Here is a 17,360-nt window from a genome sequence, read left to right on the forward strand (position 1 = left end):
TTGGTGGACCTCAATGAAACGCCTTCTTCTTCTCGTCGTGCTGCCGTGGCTTTCCCTTTTGCTGGCCGGTTGCGGCTACAACGACATCCAGCGCCTGGACGAGCAGGTCAAGACCGCCTGGTCCCAAACCCTGAACCAGTATGAACGCCGCGCCGAGCTGGTTCCCAAGCTGGTCAACTCGGTCAATGCCTATATGGTCAACGAGCGCGCCGTGCTGACGCAGGTGACCGAGGCGCGCTCCAAAGTCGGCAGTATCCAGATTTCGGCCGCCGACCTGCAGAACCCCGAACTCATGGCGCGCTTCAGCCAGGCCCAGGGCGAGCTGTCGTCGGCCCTGTCGCGCCTGATTGCCGTATCCGAGAACTACCCGCAGCTTAAAAGCGATGGCTTGTTCCGCGACCTGATGACGCAACTGGAAGGCACGGAAAACCGTATTGCCACCGAGCGCGGGCGTTATGTGCAGGCCGTGCAGGAATATAACCTGATCGTCCGGCAATTCCCCACGCTGATCACTGCCAAGATATTCGGCTACAGCACCATCGAGAACTACGGTGTGTCCCGGCAGGAAGAAATCACCCGCGATCCCGCCGTCCAGTTCTCCCTGCCAGAAACCGAGAAACCGTACTGATGATGCTCGTTCGCCTGGTCCTGAGCGCGCTGTTCTGCCTGACTACCTGGCTGCCGGCCGCGCAGGCGGCCCAGGCGCCGGTGCCTGAGCTCAAAAGCTGGGTGACCGACCAGACCGGTACGCTCGATGCATCGGCCCAGGCGCAACTGAGCCGCACGCTGACCGATCTGGAGCAGCGCAAGGGCGCGCAGATTGCCGTGCTGGTGGTTCCGACCACTGGCGAGGACACCATAGAAAGCTACGCAAGACGGGTGTTCGATCAATGGCGTATAGGCCGCGCCAGGATCGACGACGGCATACTGCTGGTGGTGGCCAAGGATGATCGCCGCCTGCGCATCGAGGTCGGCTACGGCCTGGAGGGCGCTGTGCCCGATTTGCTGGCCGGGCGCATCATACGCGAACAGATCACCCCCCGTTTCAAGCAGGACGACTATGCGGGCGGCATAACGGCCGGGGTCGATAGCCTGGTGAAGCTGGTCGATGGCGAGCCGCTGCCTGCGCCCGCCCCGGGCGCGGCCAGTGGCGGCGGCGCCGATGAAGACTCGCCGCTGGTCATGCTGCTGCCGCTGGCGGCCATGAGCTTGTTCATGCCCGCCGGGTTTGCGGCTTTTGCCGTGGGGATCTTCGTCTTCCTGATGTTCAACAGTCTGGTGATCGGCATACTGGCCGGCATGGCTGCCTTCGTGCTTAGCCACGCCGGCCGCGCGTTCGGCGCGGGCGGGCGGGGCAGCTCGGCCCGTGCTTCGCGCCGTGGCGGTGTGATCGGCGGCCTGGGCGGCGGTTTTGGGGGCGGCTTCGGAGGGGGCGGCGGCTTTGGCGGCGGCGGGGGATTTGGCGGTGGCGGAGGCGGCGGCAGCGGCGGTGGCGGCGCGTCGGGCAGTTGGTAAGAAGGAGTCATTGTGCAAGTACACAGCGCGTCATGGAAGCAGTTCACCGGCTGGGCCAGCCTCGAGGGGCAATGGCTGCGCCGCAAGCACTTCACGGCCGGCGTCCTGGCGCAAATTGCCGAGCGTATCCGGCAAAGCGAGCTGGGCCATACCGGCGAGCTGATGCTGGTGGTCGAGGCGGTGAGTCCGGCGCACGAGCCGGACAGCCGTCTGCGCGCGCTGGAAGTATTCGGACGCTTGCGGGTATGGGATACCCCCTTGAACACCGGCGTCCTGCTCTACCTGGCGCTCGACCGGCACCATATACAGATCATCGCCGACCGCGGCATTGCCGCGCCCGACGCGCTATGGGAACAGGTGTGCGGCCGGCTGCAAGGCCGCTTGCAGCAGAAAGACTACGCCGCCGGCATCGTGGCGGCGGTGGAAGACATCGAAAAAATACTGGTCACGCGATGCCCGCCTGCGCCGCCGGAAGGCAATGCCAACGACCTGCCCAACGAACCGGTGCTGCTGTAATCCCTGGCTTAGTCCTGCGCCAGCTTGCGCGCAAGCATCTGGACGGCATCATGGCGCCGGGCGCTGGTTTGGTAGCTGTCGGCCAGTGACGACCAATGCGGCTGGCTGCGCGCTTCGCGCAGTGCATCGGGCAGGCGCTCGCGGCGCCAGGCCTGCAGGCTATCGTCGGATGCCAGCGCGATCGGGGTCTGCGCCGCATGGCCGCGCCGTTCCAGTGCATGAACCAGGGCAAGCTGACGCACGGCCAGCAGGCGCAAGACGGCGTCGTCCACGCTGACCTCTTGATAGCCTTGCAGGCGGCCCAGCACGCGCTTGCCCAGTTTGTCGGCGCCCTGCCAGAGCCCGCCCGCGGCCGCGCCCAGCAACGTGGCGGTGCCCAGGCTCAGCCCAGCGGTAAAGGCGTCCAGCGTAGCGCCGGCCATGGCGCCGGCGGCCATGCCTTTGCCTACGTGGATGCCGACGTCCTTGAGCGCCTGTGGATGGAACAGGTCCATGCCCCAGCGCTCGCCTTCCAGCGGCAGCGGGTGGGCTGGAAAATCCCGGACACTGAAATTGTAGCGTTTGAGCAGGGCGCGCACGCAGGCGTTTTCCCGTTCGCGCACCTGCCGGCGCAAGGTTTTCGTCGTGGCTTCCAGCGCGTCTTGTTCGGGCAGGCTGGCAAGCCGCCAGGCGGCCACGTCGATTAGCAGTTCGGCAATCAGGCGCAGGGCGTCGGCGTGGCGCAGGTCGCGCTGCCGCAATACGTCCTGCTTGAGCGTCTGTAATAGTGCCGAATGATGGTCCATCAGCACGGCCAGCTTGTCGTATAGCTGGGCTTCGCCATCCAGGGCGGGGGCGATCGTGTCGAACTCCACCATGGCGTGCAGCCCCAGCCGGGCAAGCGCCTCGCGCCATGCGGCCAGGCGTTCGCCCCGGCTATGGGTAAAGTTCAGGATGGGCAGCAGCGGGTGGCCGCAACTGGCCAGAATCGCCAGCTCGTCCTTGTGCTTGCCCAGCACAGGGTCGCGCACATCGATGACATACAGCCCCGCGTCGCAATCAAGCAGCTTCTGCAGCACCCGTGCTTCTTGCTCGAAGCGGCGCCGGCTTTCCGGGCTTTGCAGAAAGCGGCGCACACGTTCAGGGCCGTCCAGCCGCTCGCTGGGCGGAGCCAGCAGATCCAGATAGTCCAGCAGGGCGATACTGTCTTCCATGCCCGGCGTGTCGTACAGCTCGACAGCGACGGCGCCGTCCACCAGCAGCCGGGCGCCTTCCACATGGCGGGTGGTGCCGGGGTTGTCGTCGACCTGCCCGAATCCGGCGTCGCGCGTCAGGGTGCGCAGCAGGGATGTCTTGCCGGTATTGGTGTGGCCCACCACGGCCAGGCGCAAGACGGGGTCAGGATGCGGCATGGGCGTCGCCTCTGTGTTCATCGCCTGCGGCGCCGGCCGCCAGCCAGGCCAGGCCGGCGGCGGTATCGGTCGCGATCTGCTCCGTGGCGAACCCGGCCGCCTGCAGCATGTCGAGCCAGGCCGCCCGCCGGGTGGCCGCGCTGCCGCCGGCGGCGGGCGTGTCCGCGTGCAGCGCAATGCGGGCCTGGTCCGCCAGGCTGGCCAGGTCCGCCAGCAAGGCCAGCGTGCCGCGGTCCGGTGTTTGACATGGGTCGCACACCAGCAGCAGGCGGCCGGGAGGCTGTTGCTGCAGGGTGTCGAGCAAGGCTTTGCGCTGCGCGCGGCTATCTATCAGCCCGGCATCCGCCACGCTGGCGGGCAGGGGGGATGGAGGCCAGGTAGTGTCCGGCGACAGTTCAATGCCGGCCAGCACCGCCTGGCCGGGCAGATGGTGCAGCCCCGGACGTTGTTGTACACGGGCCTGGAAGCCGGGCCCATCGGGCGCGTCGATGCCGGCTTGTTCGCTGGTGGGGGCAAGGCGGTCGCGCAGCTCGGCGTAGCCCGGCAGGCTGACATCCGGACCCACGGCGGCCATGGTCTTTCTGATCCGTAGGGCGCTGCAGGCCAGGGCCAGCAGCCGCGGCAACAGGCCATAGGTCACGACACAGCCTATCAGCCAGCTGGACCACATGCCCTGCGCGGCACTGGGCAAGGTGTGCAGGCCATCGCTGATGCGTATGAGCGTTTCAGGCGGCATGGTGAAGCCCAGGCGGGCAGGCAGCCAGCCCAGCCAGGTGGTGACCGTCACGAAGGCATCGGGCGACAAAAGGGTGGTTTCCCAGTTGAAACTGTACCGTCGCGCCGACAGCAGGGCCAGCAGGGTCAGCAGCATGCTGGCCAGAGCGAGCGACCATAGTCCATGGCTGATGCCGCCCAGCAGCCAGCGCAGCGCCCGCTGCCGGCTCAGCATTTCCATCAGGGCGCGCGGCGCCAGCGCCGCGTCCGGCCCGCGCGCCAGTTTGTGGGTGAGCCATAGCCACGCTTCGCCCAGCCATGCACCGCCGCCGCTCTTGAGCGCAAAGCTGAGCAGCCAGAATGCCAATGTCAGTGTGTTCAGGCCCAGCAGGGCCAGCAATGCCAGCAGCAGGTTCACGGGACGGGTGCCGTCTCCCAATGCGCCCAGCGCCAGGCCGGCGCCGCCGGCCAGTGCCAGGCAGCACATGGCTACCAGCGCAATGCGTGCGCCTTGGGTCCATTTCCTGATCAGTTGATCGAGTTTTTCGCGCTTGCCCAGGTACTGGGCGCGCAACAGGACCCTGTCGGTAAAACCCTGCCCGTGCGCGCGGGCGCGCCGCACTTCGCTGGCATCTTCCAGCGGGCCCCACAGCGCTTCGCGCAAGCGCAGGGTTTCGGCCAGCCAACTGGCCTGGAACGAGGTGTGTTGCCTCATGCCTGCTTGGGGGTCAGGCATCCGTATGCGCGCGGCCGGCTGGCGTGTCGAACCATTCGTCCAGCTTGCGATGGGCTTGCGCCTTCACATCGGGGGTGATGTAGAAGGCAACCGTGGCCAGTGCCGCCGCCATGACGCTCAGATCGTCGGTGTAGCCGACCAGCGGCGCCAGGTCGGGGATGGCATCCAGCGGAAAAATGAAATAGCCCAGCGCACCGTAAATAACGCGCTTGGCCCATTTGGGCGTGTTGGCGCTTTGGACCGCGTAGTACAGATAGAGTGCTTTTTCAACAACCGTACGGCTGGCGGACCGGGCGCGCGGCCCAAGCTTTTGCCAGAACCGGGCGGGTGTATACATGCTTTGGTATCGGGAACTGTTCATGATGCCTCCGGGCAACGGTATGACCCTTTACCGATATTGTATAGACCGTCGTCCTTCTGCGGCATCACCCTGGATCAGCGGGCGCCGGAAACACCCAGAACCGTGCCGGATACATAGGAAGCCTCGTCGGACAGCAGCCAAAGGGCTGCCTGGGCTACCTCTTCCGGAGAACCGGCGCGCTGCATGGGCAGCATGGGGGTCATGCGGGCCAGTCTTTCGGGGTCTTGCATTTCAGTGGTTATCATCCCCGGGCTGATGGCATTGACGCGGATGCCTTCTGCGGCGACTTCCTGCGCCAGGCCGAAAGTGAGTGTATTGATGGCCGCTTTGCTGGCGGCGTAGTGCACATTCCTGCCGGCGGCGCCCAGCCTGGCGGCCGCGGACGAGAAGTTCACGATGCCGCCGCCTTTGCCGCCATGCCGCGTGGACATGCGTAGCAGGGCTTCCTTGCAGCACAGGAAAGTACCCTTGATATTGATGTGGAACATCAGGTCCAGGGCGTGGCCGTCCAACTCGTCGACGCGCGCCGAGCCGCCGCTGATGCCGGCATTATTGACCAGTGCGCTGACGGGTCCCAGTTTGTTGTCGACGGCTCGAAACATATCGGCAACTTCTGCTTCTTGCGACACATCCGCCTGGAAGATCATGGCTTTTTGTCCGATTTCCTCTATCTGCGCGGCAATGCCTTGCGCCCTGTCGCCATGGGTGCTGTAGTTGATGCATACGTCGTAACCGCGCCCGGCGGCGAGCAGCGATATGGCAGCGCCTATGCCGCGGCTGCCGCCGGTCACCACCATAATGCCTTTTGATGGATGGGACATGTTCTCCTCCTGGGTAAAAGAAAGAGCGCCCGGCAACGGGCGCCCGCCATCATTATTTCCAGCCGACCTGACGGAAATTGATGAACCCGGAGCCTTCCTGGACCTCCCAGTCCACGTCCTTCTTCATGGCGAATACGTCGAACAGTTCGGTCACCAGCAATGCCGCGGCATCGTCATGCAGCAGTTTGCCGATCTTGCGGAACAGGGCGCCGCGGGCGTCGGCGCCGGTGGTGCTGTCCAGTTCCGTGATCAGCGCCTCGACCTCGGGGTTGTAGTAGTTCGACCAAGGGCCGTCTTTCTTGAATGATCCGCCTATGGGATGGATGGGATCGTAGATGGCGTTGGTGAACTGTGTCGTGGTCATGGGACCGGTTTTGTGGGCATTGTTCAGCCGGCTCCATGCGGCGTAGTCGATCCGGTTGATCTTGACCCGTACACCCACTTGCCCCAGGTAGGCCGCCACGGCTTCCGCCATTTCCTTTGGCGTGCCGACGGCATCGTTCAGGACAATGTCGAAGCCGTTGGGGTAGCCCGCCTTCTTGAGCAGTTCGCGCGCCTTGGCGGGGTCGTAGCCGTAAGGCTGTATGTCGGGGCTGCTGCCATAGGGGTAGAACTTGGAAATGAAGGTGCCCATGGGCGCGCCGATGCCATGGAAGACGCTTTTGATGATGGCATCCGCATCGATCGCGTAGTTAAGCGCCAGGCGTACATCGCGCTTATGCAGCGGCGATTCGGGATCATCGGAATAAAGCCGGACGTGCATGGGCGAAGACACCGGGTTGCTGATGACCGTGAGCGATGGTTCGCTGCGCAGGCGGGCGACATCCGCCAGGGGAAGCTTGGCGGCGATGTCGACCTCGCCGGTCAAGATCGCATTGACCCGGCTGGTGGCCTCGGGGATGTACTTGTAGGTGATGGTTTGGATGTCGGGCTTGGTGCCGTAGAAGTCTTCAAACCTTTCCAGGGTCAGGAACTGCCCAATTCTGTTTTCTTTGATTTTGTAGGGCCCGCTGCCTATGGGTGATGCGGCGAAGTCCTCGGGCTTGGCCAGAGATGCCGTGTACTGCTTCCCGGTAATGAACAGAAAACCGGCGACCTTATTCAAAAAGGCGCCGTCGGGGTACTTCAGTGTCATGACCACGGTCAGCGGATCGGGCGTCTCGATGCGGTCGATCACCGGGGCAAAGTAGGGGCGCCGGGTGCTTCGCGAGGCCGGATCGATAATGCGCTCGACCGAGAACTTGATGTCTTCTGATGTGAGTTCATCGCCGTTGTGGAACTTGATGCCTTTGCGCAGCTTGAATGTGTACGTCAGGCCATCCTGTGAAATGTCATAGCTTTCGGCCATGCGCGGGATGATGTTGCCTTTGGCATCAAAGCCGTACAGCGTGTCGTAGATCTGCAGCGCATATCGTTGCGAGTCGCCGCTGGCGGTGACTTGTGCGTCTAGGCTCTGAACTTCTTTGTCCAGGGCGATCACAAGCGTTTGCTTGTCCACCGCGGGTTTTGATTGAGCCCACGCCATGCCGGATGCGGCGCAGGCAAGGGTCAGCACAGTGCTTTGCGCCAGCCGCATCAGTGCTGCGGGAGAGCGGGATCTAAAAAGGGAATTCATGTGGTTTGTCTCCTTGGTTGATGTTGCCGGATATCGGCTTATTTCTGATATTTATCTGCCAGAATTATTATGATTATCCAATATATGGACTATTAGGATGCTTGTTTTTCGTGGCGGGGGATTGGTATATCAGCATGAAAATGCTACGCAATAGCTGATAATGTGTCAACTATCCGTGCTCGGGAATAGACGATTGTCTTAGACTGATTTAATATATAAAAAATTCTATTTCAATAAGTGGACTTTTGGAATATTGAAAAATCAGGCTTGTGCGAAGGTGGAAAGACATGAATGATGAGCTGCTGAAAGAGTTGTACGACCGCCGCAAGGCGGTGCGTGGGTCGACCAGCGACGAGGCGCTGGAAAAGCTGCGTGCAAAAGGGAAGCTGTCGGCGCGTGAGCGGATTGATTTGTTGCTGGACCCGGGCAGCTTTGTCGAAATGGGCTTGCATGGCCATAGTCTGCATGAGTCCCTGGCGCACCGTACGCCGGCTGATGGGATCGTGGTGGGGCACGGGAAAATCGATGGCCGTATTGTCTACGTGGCGTCGGACGATGCCACCGTGCTGGGCGGCACCCGGGGCCGCGTGGGCGAGCTCAAGGTGGCGCGGGTCAGGGCGGCCGCGCTGGCGCATCGGGCGCCTTACATTGCCCTGATGGAAGCGGGGGCCGCGCGGGTCCAGGAGGTGTTCGGGGCGATGGCGGCAGGGGCCGGCTCGCGGTTTGCCGAGCATTTTCGCATGTCGGGCAAAGTGCCTCAGGTGGCGGGCGTCATGGGCGCCGCATTCGGCGGACCATCGTTCACCGCCGCCCAGTCGGATTTCGTCACCATTGTGCGCGACATTGGCTTTATCGGGATGTCCGGTCCTGTCGTGGTCAAGGTGGGCATCGGCGAAACCGTGAGCAGCGACGACATCGGGGGCGCTGACCGAAGCGCCACGGTAACAGGCCAAGTGGACCATGTGGGCGATACCGAAGCGGATGCCATGGCCGGTATACGGCAATTCCTGTCGTACTTGCCGTCCAACTGCTGGGAGCTTCCGCCGCGTGTGCCGGCCCGCCCGGCAGCGGTAGATACCGAAGAAGGTTGCGAAAAGTTGCGCAGCCTGATCCCTTTGCTCGACAAGCAGGCCTATGACATGCGCAAAGTGCTTGCATTGACGGTGGATGGCGGCGAGCTATTCCATTGGCGTCCGAAGTACGGTCCCAGCATCGTCACCGCGCTGGGTCGTGTCAACGGCGAGTCCATTGGGTTTGTCGCGTCCAATCCGATGGCGCGCGGCGGTGTCCTGGACGAGAAATCGGCGCGCAAGGCGCGCAAGTTCATCGAGATGTGCGATGCCTTCCACATCCCCCTGGTGTTTCTGGTTGATGCGCCCGGCTTTCTGGTGGGGCCCGCGATAGAGAAAGAGCGCATGGTATCGCTGGCGGCGCGTTTGCTTAATGTGGTGTGTGCCGCGTCGGTGCCCAAGATCACCATTGTGGCGCGCAAGGCAATCGGCCTGGCGTATCTGGCGCTATGCGGGCGCAGCATGAATCCCGACACGATTGTTGCGTGGCCGACCGCGCATTTCGACATCATGGGGCCCGAGGCGGCCGTTGAGCTTGTGCATGGAAAGGCCATTGCCCAGGCGGACGACCCGGAAGCGCACAAAGCCGTGATCATGAAGCGCTTGAAGGCGGACTCCAGTGCGTACAAGGCGGCGGCCATGGGTCTTATCGACGATGTGATCGATCCGGCGGAAATGCGCCAGGTCATTATCGATACGCTTGAAAAGACAGCGGCGTCGCGCGCGGCTGGCTTCAAGCACAGGATAGACCCATGACGGCATTCGGCGGGCCGGCACGGACGGGCGGGTTCAGCAGGGGTGATGATGGCCGTTGATTTCAAAGTAGAATCCGGCATTGCCGTCGTCACGCTCAATCGTCCCGAGGCGATGAATGCCATTGACTATCCGATGCGCCGGGAAATCCAGCAGATATGGGGCCGTATCGATGAAGATGAAGCAATCTTTGCGGCGGTCGTGACAGGCGCGGGGCAGCGCAGTTTCTGTGTGGGCTCTGATCTGAAGCGCACGCCGCCGCCGCTGCAGTCATTTGCCGAGCTGACTTACGGCGCGCGGTTCAATGATTCGCTGACGGCGGGCATACAGACTGACAAGCCCTTGATCTGCGCGTTCAACGGCTATGCCATGGGTGGAGGGCTGGAGATTGGGCTGGCCTGCGACATTCGCATTGCGTCGGATAACGCCAGGTTTGCCTTGTCGGAGGTGCGGGTCGGCACCATTCCGGGTTCGGGGGGGACGCAGCGCTTGCCCCGCCTGGTTGGCCGTTCGGATGCCATGATGATGCTGCTCACGGGCGATACGATTGATGCGGCCGAGGCCTTGCGCATTGGGCTGCTCAGCAAGGTGGTGCCGTTCGAGGCGCTGCAGCCCACTGCGATGCAGATAGCGCGGCGCATTGTGGACAATGCGCCGCTGGCGGTCAGGGCTGTCAAGAGACTGGTTTATCAAGGCGCTGATTTGCCGCTTGCGCACGCCCTGGACGCCGAGCGCAGCGCATGGGGAGCCTTGCGCGATACCGACGATCGGCGCGAGGGGCGCGCGGCGTTCGCTGAAAAGCGAAAGCCGGTTTATCGGGGGCGTTAGCCTGCCGTTGCCGCAGGGGCGGTGCTGGCCGGCGCTGTGTCGGACGAGGCGAACAGATAGGCGTGTTCCCGTTCGATCAGGCCGGTGTCAAGGTCGGCGTGCCGGAACGAGGGGCAATTGATGACGCGCTCCAGAAAACGGATATTGCTCCATACCCCTTCGATATGGCTTGCCTGCAAGGCGCGGGTCAGCCGGTCGATGGCCTCGTTGCGATCCTTGCCCCAGGCAATCACCTTGGCCAGCATCGGATCGTAGTAGGGGGTAACGGTATCCCCCGCTTGAACACCGGTGTCCACGCGCACCCCTTCGATGGCTTCGGGCAGGGTAAGTGTCTTGATCAGGCCCGCGGAAGGGAAGAAGTGCTTGGCCGGGTTCTCGGCGTATAGGCGCGCCTCGATCGCATGCCCGGATATGGCAAGGCTGTCTTGCGCGCGCGGCAGGGGTTCCTTGCGGGCAATGCGTATCTGCCATTCCACCAGGTCCAGGCCGGTGATCATTTCGGTCACGGGGTGCTCGACCTGCAGACGGGTGTTCATTTCCATGAAATAGAAGTTGCCTGACGGTTCTACGATGAATTCAACCGTGCCGGCGCCGGTGTACCCGACTGCCTTGGCCGCTTTGATGGCCGCTTGGCCCATGGCGTGGCGCCGTTCAGGCGTTAAGTGGGGAGCGGGTGCTTCTTCAAGCACTTTCTGATGGCGCCGCTGCACTGAACAGTCTCGTTCGAACATGTGGAGGGCGTTGCCGTGATGGTCGGCAAATATCTGGATCTCGATGTGGCGGGGTTGAAGAATATATTTTTCGATCAGGACGTCGTCATTGCCGAAGGCTTTCTGCGCTTCGCGCTTGCAGGCTGTGAGCGCGGCGCTGAATCCGGATGGCGTATCGACCCGCCGCATGCCTTTGCCGCCGCCGCCCGCGCTTGCCTTGATCAGGATGGGATAGCCGATGGCTTCGGCCTGCTCGGCCAGGAAACCGGGGTCTTGTTTTTCCCCGTGGTAGCCGGGGACCAGGGGGACGCCGGCCTCGGCCATGAGCATCTTGGCATCGGACTTGGAGCCCATGGCCTGAATGGCCGATGCCGAGGGGCCTATGAAAACCAGGTCCTGCTCGGCGCAGCGGCGAGCGAATTCCGCATTCTCCGACAAAAAGCCGTAGCCCGGATGAACCGCCTGTGCGCCGGTTTGCCTGGCGGCCGCCAGGATGCGATCAATATTCAGATACGACTCTGTTGCGGGCGCGGGGCCAATGCAGACGGACTCGTCAGTCTGGCGCACATGCAGCGCTTGCGTGTCCGCTTCGGAATGGACCGAGACAGTGCGCAGCCCCATTCTTTTGGCGGTCCGGGCGATGCGGCACGCGATCTCGCCGCGGTTGGCGATGAGTATTTTGCTAAGCATGGTTGGGCTCCCGCTGCATCTCAAGGTGCTTCGATGATGGCGATTACGTCGTCTTCATTGATCAGGTCGCCTTCCTGGGGAAGGATCTGCGTGATGATGCCTGCGCAAGGAGCTTGAGCCGGAATCTCCATCTTCATGGATTCGATCAGCACGATGATGTCGTCTTCTTCCACCTGCTGGCCTACGGCGGCGACGATTGAGCAAACGGTTCCGGTGATCTCGGACTTGATAGAGACTGATTTCATAATGTATTCAATTCCAATATATGGAAAATTAATAAAAGCTGATTCTTCATTCTTTTTTCAGCGTCAAAAAGAATGGTATCGCAATAATAGGCACTTTGCACAATTATATTGATATGCAAGGAAAAATTGATGGTTGGATTATTGCTTGAATTCTAATATCATATCAATAAATAATGTCAATATATGGACTATAAATCGCGGCTGAATAAAGGATGAGACAATGGATGTGGGTTTGCTTGATAGCACTGAGTTCGATGTACTGGTTGTGGGTTACGGTGCGGCAGGCGCCGTAGCGGCGATCGAAGCCGCTCGGGCGGGCGCCCGGGTGTTGCTGGTCGAAAAAATGCCTGATCCGGGGGGTATCTCCATCCTGTCGGCGGGTGGGGTGCGCATTTGCAATGACGTCGCGCAGGGGTTCAGTTATTTGCATCACACCTGCGGCGGGCGCACGCCTGATGACGTGCTGCAGGCGCTGGCCGAAGGCATGGCCGAACTGCCCGATTATCTGCGCGAACTGGCCAAGCTCAATGGCGCCACCATCGATGTCGTTCCTGCGCCCGGCAATTACCCATTTCCCGGGTGTGACGCCCTGGGTTACGCCGAGGTGTCGGCGATTCCCGGCTTTGGCGGCTCGCCGGAAAAAGAGCGGGACGGCTACCTTGCCGTTCGGCCCATGCGGCCGGGCTGCTATCTCTTCAAGCTCCTTGCGGACCACGTCGAGCATTTGCAGGCTCAGGGAAAGATCCAGCTGTGGCTGGACAGCCCGGTCGAGCGCTTGTTGCGCGATACGCAGGGCCGGGTGTGCGGCGCGCGTATTGCGCGCAACGTTCAGGGTGGCCGGACGCCGGTGCAAGTGCGCGCGCGCCTGGGTGTCATATTGGCTTGCGGCGGTTTCGAGGCGGACGAAGAGCTCAAGAAGCAGTTTCTTGTGTCGACGCCTGTCATTACCGGCAGCTTCCGGGGGAACACCGGCGACGGCATACGCATGGCGCAACAGATGGGGGCGGCGCTCTGGCATATGTGGCTGTATCACGGCCCCTACGGCATGCGCCACCCCGATCCCGACTATCCCTTTGGGCTGTATGCCAAGCTGCTGCCCATGTGGACGCCCGAGCGAACGGTCAAGCCGCTGCCCAAGATGGCGTGGATCATCGTCGATCAGCATGCGCGTCGGTATGTCAATGAATACCCGCCCTATATGTCGGATACGGGCGTGCGCCAGTTCGATCATTACGACCCCGCCGCCTACCGCCACACCCGCATGCCTTCGTTCATGCTGTTCGATGAAGAGGGCCGCAAATGCTATCCGATGGGGCGCTCGATGACCAATGATCGCCACGCCTGCTACGAATGGAGCGCCGACAATCTCAAAGAGGTGGACAACGGCATTTTGCTCAAGGCGGAATCGATCGCTGGACTGGCCGATCTGCTGGGCCTGGATGCCGAGGCGCTCGAGCAAACCGTCGGCCAGTGGAACGAGGGGGTGCGCAATCAGGTGGATGCCCAGTTTGGCCGCCGTCCGGAAACCATGATGCCCCTCATCAAGCCGCCGTTCTATGCCGCGCGATTGTGGCCGATGGTCATCAACACGCAAGGCGGGCCCGTCCATGACGCGCAGCAGCGCGTGCTGGATGCCTTCGGCGATCCGATACCGGGGCTCTATGCGGCGGGCGAGCTCGGGGGTGTGTTTGGCCACGTCTATATGGCGGGCGGCAACTTGGCCGAATGTTTTGTAGGGGGGCGCATTGCGGCCAGGGCAGTGTGCGCCTCCTTGCCGGAAGCCCTTGGGGCGGGCGCCTGATGGCGCCGGTGCAGTCAGAGGTCAAAGCGCTGGGCGGGCTGGCCAGGGCGTTGGCCACAGGCCGGAGCAAAGAGGAGTCCATTGTCTGGAGGGTATGGGAATGCGGCAGCCAGCGGCCCGGCCGGGTTGCTCCGGTCATCGTGCTGCTGCATGGCTCCTATGGATCCTGGACGCACTGGTTGCGCAATGTCCCGGCATGGTCGGAAACGTGTACGGTCGTTGCGGTCGACATGCCGGGGTTTGGCGAATCCGGCAACGCCCCGGCGCAGCGCATGCCGCCGGATATGGGCCGGGCCCTGGGAGAGGGGTGGCTCGCGCTGCAAGACCGCCTGCCTGTCTTGGCTGTCCAGGGCGCGCCGCTGTTCTTGGCGGGTTTTTCCTTGGGCGGCATATACGCAGGCTGGATGCTTCGTTATTTGATGCGTGCCGATAGCGGCATCAAGCGCCGTCCCGCCGGGCTCCTTCTTTTTGGGCCGGGCGGGTTGGGCCACAGGCCTGGCCTGGATTTTGGGTTGAAGCCTGTATCGCAACGGCATCAGTCGCCCATGGAGCGGGCGGCTGCGCATCGGCACAACCTTGAGGTCCTGATGTTCGCGCGAGCGGAAAACATCGACGATCAGGCGGTCGCCATACAGGATGAGAACGTGGCTTCCGCCCGCTTCCGCGGTCCCTTCACCGCGCACCCGTCTTCTTTGCTGGACGCCCTGGAAGGCGTGGACCTGCCGTTGCTGGGGGTGTGGGGAGGGCGGGATGCTTTCGATGCCGATGTCCGCACGCGCATCGCGGCCTTGCGGGCCGTGGCGCCCCAAATGGAAAGCGTCGTGGTGCCCGATGCGGGCCACTGGGTCATTTATGAGTGCGCGCGCTGCGTAAACGCTGCTGCAATGGAGTGGATAAACAAAATAAGTCCATAATATGGAATTAAAATATTCTTTATTTGGATACGGCGAAATTGCCAATCAGTGAGCATATTTGGCTGAAAATCGCATAAAAAATGCTAAAAAACAATATTTATATCAATTTTAACATTGAAATATCCCATGGAGATACCGGCCTGAAGGCAGGTGGATATAAGTGAAAACACCAATAAACTAATAACAAGTCCATATATTGACATCACGTTCATGGCTGTATAAACTGACTTGACACAATGGCCAGCCAGTGGGCATGGCTCACCACCTGGACCCTAACCAAGGAGACAAGCCTGATGGGGCAGTTTGAAGGAAAAGTAGCGCTGATCACCGGTGCTGCCAGGGGCATCGGCTATGCCTGCGCTGAAAAATTCGCAGAAGGGGGGGCTGACATCGCCCTGTGCGACATGGATGCCGATGCGGCAGCCCAGGCCGCCAGCACCCTTGCCAAGGATTTTGGCGTCCGGGCGATAGGGGTCGGGTGCGACGTGACTGACGAAAAGCAGGTCGACGCCCTGTTCCAGCAAGTGCAGGAAGCCCTTGGCCGCCTGGATATCCTCGTCAACAATGCAGGGGTTACGCGCGACAACCTGTTATTCAAAATGTCGGTCAATGACTGGGACACGGTCATGGGCGTGCATTTGCGCGGGACCTTTCTTTGCACGCGAGCCGCCCAGAAGTACATGGTGGAACAGCGTTCCGGCAAGATCGTCAATCTGTCCTCCACGTCGGCGCTGGGCAACCGGGGGCAAGCCAATTATTCCTCGGCGAAGGCAGGCCTGCAGGCATTTACCCGCACAGCGGCCATCGAGCTCGGCCCCTTCAATATCAATGTCAATGCGGTGGCGCCCGGGTTCGTCGACACGGAAATGACGCGTAAAACGGCCGAGCGGCGGGGCATTGACCCGGAAGAATACAAACTGATGCGCGCCAAGAATATACCGCTGGGCCGGGTGGGGGTGCCGCGCGACATTGCCAACGTCATCGCTTTCCTGTGCAGTGAAGATGCCGCCTTTGTGTCGGGCCAGATCATCTATGTGAAGGGTGGCCCTGAAACGCTGCGGTAGGCATGCGCCCGCACTTCAAACAACGCAACGATCTTATTTTGAGTGAACATCATGAATCAAATGTCTATCAAATCCCTCCCCGTTCGTGCCGCTGTCCTGACGGCCGTATGCGCGGCAGCATTCTGGAGTTCCCCGTCGCTGGCCGTCAATGGCAAGCCTGCGATCGATAAGGAAACCGTTGTTTTTGGCGTGGGCAAGGCGATTGGCAACCTGGACGGCCAGGTGGCGGCTACGGGCGATTCGCAGCGCTACGGCTGGCAAATGTACGATACGCTGTTTGCCTTCGATGCCCAGGGAAAGGTTCAGCCCTGGGTGGCCACCAAGGTCGACATCTCGGACGATGGCCTGGCCTACACCTTTACCCTGCGGGACGACGTCCGGTTCCATGACGGTACGCTGCTGACTTCAACCGACGTCAAGTATTCGCTCGAGCGCATCCTGGACCCCGTCGTCAAAAGCACCCGGCGCCCGTACTTTGCAAACCTGGTCGACCGTGTGGAAACCGATGGCGACCACAAGGCGACTTTTCACCTGAAGCATCCGGACGGCGCCTTTCTGAACAAGATCGCCGGCTACTTGCTGCTGGTGCCCAAGGCTTACACCGAATCCTTGCCGACACCTGAAGATTTCGCGCGCGCGCCCATTGGTTCGGGGCCCTATAAGTTTGCGGGCCAGAAAATCGGCCAATCGATTGAGCTTGAGCGCTTCGACGATTATTGGGGCGCCAAGCCAGGCATCAAGCGCCTGATCTTCAAGGTTATCCCCGAGCCTGCAAGCCGTGTCAATGCCATTCTTACCGGCGAGGCCGACATCGTCGATTATGTGCCGGGCGCCGATGTCGCCCGCATGAAAGAAACCAAAGGCCTGAAAGTGACTTCTGTGCCCATCGGCAGCCCGCTGGCAGTGCGCCTGTATTCCAACGTGCCCGATTCGCCGCTGTCCAAGCAGGGTGTCCGGCTTGCCCTGAACTACGCATTGGACATCGACGCCATCATCAAAGGCGTGCTGCATGGCATCGGCAAGCCCATGGCTTCCTATATATCGTCTGTCTACCCCTACGGTGTGGACCCCGACCTGAAGCCCTATGGCTACGACCTTGAAAAAGCCAAGAAGCTGCTGGCTGAAGCCGGCTACCCCAAGGGTTTCAAGACCGAACTGCTATGCCCAAGCGACCAGCCTAAAGAACTCTGCGAAGCCATTTCGGCGTACTGGTCGATGGCTGGCGTCCAGGCTGCGGTCAAGGTCATGGACTATACGGCATGGAGCCGGTTGAACAACACGCACAAAGGCGGGCCGATGACGATCATGCAGTTTTCCAACGCCATCTATGACCCTATTCACCCCATCAGCGGCGCCGCGACGAAGGCGGGCACCTGGTCGGACTACTTCAACCCCGAGGTTGAAAAGCTCGTGGCTGAAGGGGGGGCCGAAACAGATCCCGCCAAGCGAGATCAAATATTCCGCGAAATCGGCCGCTTGCTGCATGACGATGGCCATGCCGTGCTGATCAGCGAGCTCTATTACACCTACGCGCAAGACGCCGGACTCAGTTGGGAGCCGCAGTATGGCAGTGGCTACTACAACCTGCGAAATGTGAGCTGGAAATAAGTAAAAAT

15 protein-coding genes and 1 pseudogene are annotated in these 17,360 nt (G+C 61.7%); 9 read left to right on the top strand and 7 right to left on the bottom strand.

Going from position 1 to position 17,360, the window contains the following annotated elements; genetic code table 11:
• The first annotated feature begins 13 nt into the window (after nucleotides 1-13).
• Genes RE432_RS05465 through RE432_RS05475 form a run of 3 tightly spaced genes read left to right on the top strand, consistent with a single transcriptional unit; the run spans nucleotide 14 to nucleotide 2,031 of the window.
• Nucleotides 14-628, top strand: coding sequence for a LemA family protein (locus RE432_RS05465; RefSeq protein WP_310932240.1), 615 nt, complete (start codon nucleotides 14-16; stop codon nucleotides 626-628).
• On the top strand, nucleotides 628-1,515 hold the full coding sequence (locus tag RE432_RS05470) for a YgcG family protein (RefSeq protein WP_310932242.1): 888 nt from the start codon (nucleotides 628-630) through the stop codon (nucleotides 1,513-1,515). The genes RE432_RS05465 and RE432_RS05470 overlap by 1 nt, the downstream gene beginning before the upstream one ends.
• Nucleotides 1,516-1,527: 12 nt before the next feature.
• Nucleotides 1,528-2,031, top strand: coding sequence for a TPM domain-containing protein (locus RE432_RS05475; RefSeq protein WP_310932243.1), 504 nt, complete (start codon nucleotides 1,528-1,530; stop codon nucleotides 2,029-2,031).
• An 8-nt stretch (nucleotides 2,032-2,039) separates the two neighbouring features.
• Here the strand turns inward: RE432_RS05475 and RE432_RS05480 are convergent, their stop codons facing one another.
• The 5 genes from RE432_RS05480 to RE432_RS05500 form a co-directional block, all read right to left on the bottom strand.
• Nucleotides 2,040-3,422, bottom strand: coding sequence for a DUF3482 domain-containing protein (locus RE432_RS05480; protein ID WP_310932244.1), 1,383 nt, complete (start codon nucleotides 3,420-3,422; stop codon nucleotides 2,040-2,042).
• Nucleotides 3,409-4,851 carry a DUF2868 domain-containing protein gene (locus tag RE432_RS05485; protein WP_310932245.1) on the bottom strand — a complete coding sequence of 481 codons (1,443 nt, stop codon included), beginning with the start codon at nucleotides 4,849-4,851 and terminating at the stop codon, nucleotides 3,409-3,411. The genes RE432_RS05480 and RE432_RS05485 overlap by 14 nt, the downstream gene beginning before the upstream one ends.
• Before the next feature lie 13 nt (nucleotides 4,852-4,864).
• On the bottom strand, nucleotides 4,865-5,233 hold the full coding sequence (locus RE432_RS05490; RefSeq protein ID WP_310932246.1) for a YkvA family protein: 369 nt from the start codon (nucleotides 5,231-5,233) through the stop codon (nucleotides 4,865-4,867).
• 74 nt (nucleotides 5,234-5,307) lie between these two features.
• Nucleotides 5,308-6,054 carry an SDR family oxidoreductase gene (locus RE432_RS05495; protein ID WP_310932247.1) on the bottom strand — a complete coding sequence of 249 codons (747 nt, stop codon included), beginning with the start codon at nucleotides 6,052-6,054 and terminating at the stop codon, nucleotides 5,308-5,310.
• A 52-nt stretch (nucleotides 6,055-6,106) separates the two neighbouring features.
• Nucleotides 6,107-7,669, bottom strand: a complete 1,563-nt coding sequence (locus tag RE432_RS05500; RefSeq protein ID WP_310932248.1) for an ABC transporter substrate-binding protein — start codon at nucleotides 7,667-7,669, stop codon at nucleotides 6,107-6,109.
• 287 nt (nucleotides 7,670-7,956) lie between these two features.
• On the opposite strand from RE432_RS05500, the gene RE432_RS05505 reads away from it, so the two are divergent.
• On the top strand, nucleotides 7,957-9,495 hold the full coding sequence (locus RE432_RS05505) for a carboxyl transferase domain-containing protein (RefSeq protein WP_310932249.1): 1,539 nt from the start codon (nucleotides 7,957-7,959) through the stop codon (nucleotides 9,493-9,495).
• A gap of 45 nt (nucleotides 9,496-9,540) precedes the next feature.
• Complete coding sequence (locus tag RE432_RS05510; protein WP_310932250.1) at nucleotides 9,541-10,320, top strand: enoyl-CoA hydratase-related protein; 780 nt, start codon at nucleotides 9,541-9,543, stop codon at nucleotides 10,318-10,320.
• Nucleotides 10,321-10,322: 2 nt separating this feature from the next.
• Here RE432_RS05510 and RE432_RS05515 read toward each other — a convergent pair.
• Nucleotides 10,323-11,720, bottom strand: a pseudogene (locus RE432_RS05515) (acetyl/propionyl/methylcrotonyl-CoA carboxylase subunit alpha); the annotation flags it as partial.
• 20 nt (nucleotides 11,721-11,740) lie between these two features.
• Nucleotides 11,741-11,965 carry an acetyl-CoA carboxylase biotin carboxyl carrier protein subunit gene (locus RE432_RS05520; RefSeq protein WP_310932251.1) on the bottom strand — a complete coding sequence of 75 codons (225 nt, stop codon included), beginning with the start codon at nucleotides 11,963-11,965 and terminating at the stop codon, nucleotides 11,741-11,743.
• A gap of 232 nt (nucleotides 11,966-12,197) precedes the next feature.
• Between RE432_RS05520 and RE432_RS05525 the strand changes: the two genes are divergently transcribed.
• From RE432_RS05525 to RE432_RS05540, 4 genes are all read left to right on the top strand, one after another.
• Complete coding sequence (locus RE432_RS05525; protein ID WP_310932252.1) at nucleotides 12,198-13,766, top strand: FAD-dependent oxidoreductase; 1,569 nt, start codon at nucleotides 12,198-12,200, stop codon at nucleotides 13,764-13,766.
• The gene (locus RE432_RS05530; protein ID WP_310932253.1) at nucleotides 13,766-14,680 is read left to right on the top strand and encodes an alpha/beta hydrolase; all 915 of its coding nucleotides are present in this window, start codon (nucleotides 13,766-13,768) and stop codon (nucleotides 14,678-14,680) included. The genes RE432_RS05525 and RE432_RS05530 overlap by 1 nt, the downstream gene beginning before the upstream one ends.
• A 293-nt stretch (nucleotides 14,681-14,973) precedes the next feature.
• Nucleotides 14,974-15,744, top strand: a complete 771-nt coding sequence (gene fabG, locus RE432_RS05535) for a 3-oxoacyl-ACP reductase FabG (protein WP_310932254.1) — start codon at nucleotides 14,974-14,976, stop codon at nucleotides 15,742-15,744.
• 51 nt (nucleotides 15,745-15,795) lie between these two features.
• Nucleotides 15,796-17,352 carry an ABC transporter substrate-binding protein gene (locus tag RE432_RS05540; protein WP_310932255.1) on the top strand — a complete coding sequence of 519 codons (1,557 nt, stop codon included), beginning with the start codon at nucleotides 15,796-15,798 and terminating at the stop codon, nucleotides 17,350-17,352.
• The last annotated feature ends 8 nt before the right edge of the window (nucleotides 17,353-17,360 follow it).

Source organism: Pusillimonas sp. SM2304 (assembly GCF_031628915.1).
In the GTDB taxonomy this organism is placed as follows: domain Bacteria; phylum Pseudomonadota; class Gammaproteobacteria; order Burkholderiales; family Burkholderiaceae_B; genus Pusillimonas_C.

Excerpts from the sequence above, each read along its gene's own strand:
- RE432_RS05485 (WP_310932245.1), bottom strand. The coding sequence starts at position 4,851 with ATGAGGCAACACACCTCGTTCCAGGCCAGTTGGCTGGCCGAAACCCTG.
- RE432_RS05540 (WP_310932255.1), top strand. The coding sequence starts at position 15,796 with ATGAATCAAATGTCTATCAAATCCCTCCCCGTTCGTGCCGCTGTCCTG.
- RE432_RS05510 (WP_310932250.1), top strand. The coding sequence starts at position 9,541 with ATGATGGCCGTTGATTTCAAAGTAGAATCCGGCATTGCCGTCGTCACG.
- RE432_RS05495 (WP_310932247.1), bottom strand. The coding sequence starts at position 6,054 with ATGTCCCATCCATCAAAAGGCATTATGGTGGTGACCGGCGGCAGCCGC.
- RE432_RS05505 (WP_310932249.1), top strand. The coding sequence starts at position 7,957 with ATGAATGATGAGCTGCTGAAAGAGTTGTACGACCGCCGCAAGGCGGTG.
- RE432_RS05500 (WP_310932248.1), bottom strand. The coding sequence starts at position 7,669 with ATGAATTCCCTTTTTAGATCCCGCTCTCCCGCAGCACTGATGCGGCTG.
- RE432_RS05530 (WP_310932253.1), top strand. The coding sequence starts at position 13,766 with ATGGCGCCGGTGCAGTCAGAGGTCAAAGCGCTGGGCGGGCTGGCCAGG.
- RE432_RS05480 (WP_310932244.1), bottom strand. The coding sequence starts at position 3,422 with ATGCCGCATCCTGACCCCGTCTTGCGCCTGGCCGTGGTGGGCCACACC.
- RE432_RS05520 (WP_310932251.1), bottom strand. The coding sequence starts at position 11,965 with ATGAAATCAGTCTCTATCAAGTCCGAGATCACCGGAACCGTTTGCTCA.
- fabG (WP_310932254.1), top strand. The coding sequence starts at position 14,974 with ATGGGGCAGTTTGAAGGAAAAGTAGCGCTGATCACCGGTGCTGCCAGG.
- RE432_RS05465 (WP_310932240.1), top strand. The coding sequence starts at position 14 with ATGAAACGCCTTCTTCTTCTCGTCGTGCTGCCGTGGCTTTCCCTTTTG.
- RE432_RS05490 (WP_310932246.1), bottom strand. The coding sequence starts at position 5,233 with ATGAACAGTTCCCGATACCAAAGCATGTATACACCCGCCCGGTTCTGG.
- RE432_RS05470 (WP_310932242.1), top strand. The coding sequence starts at position 628 with ATGATGCTCGTTCGCCTGGTCCTGAGCGCGCTGTTCTGCCTGACTACC.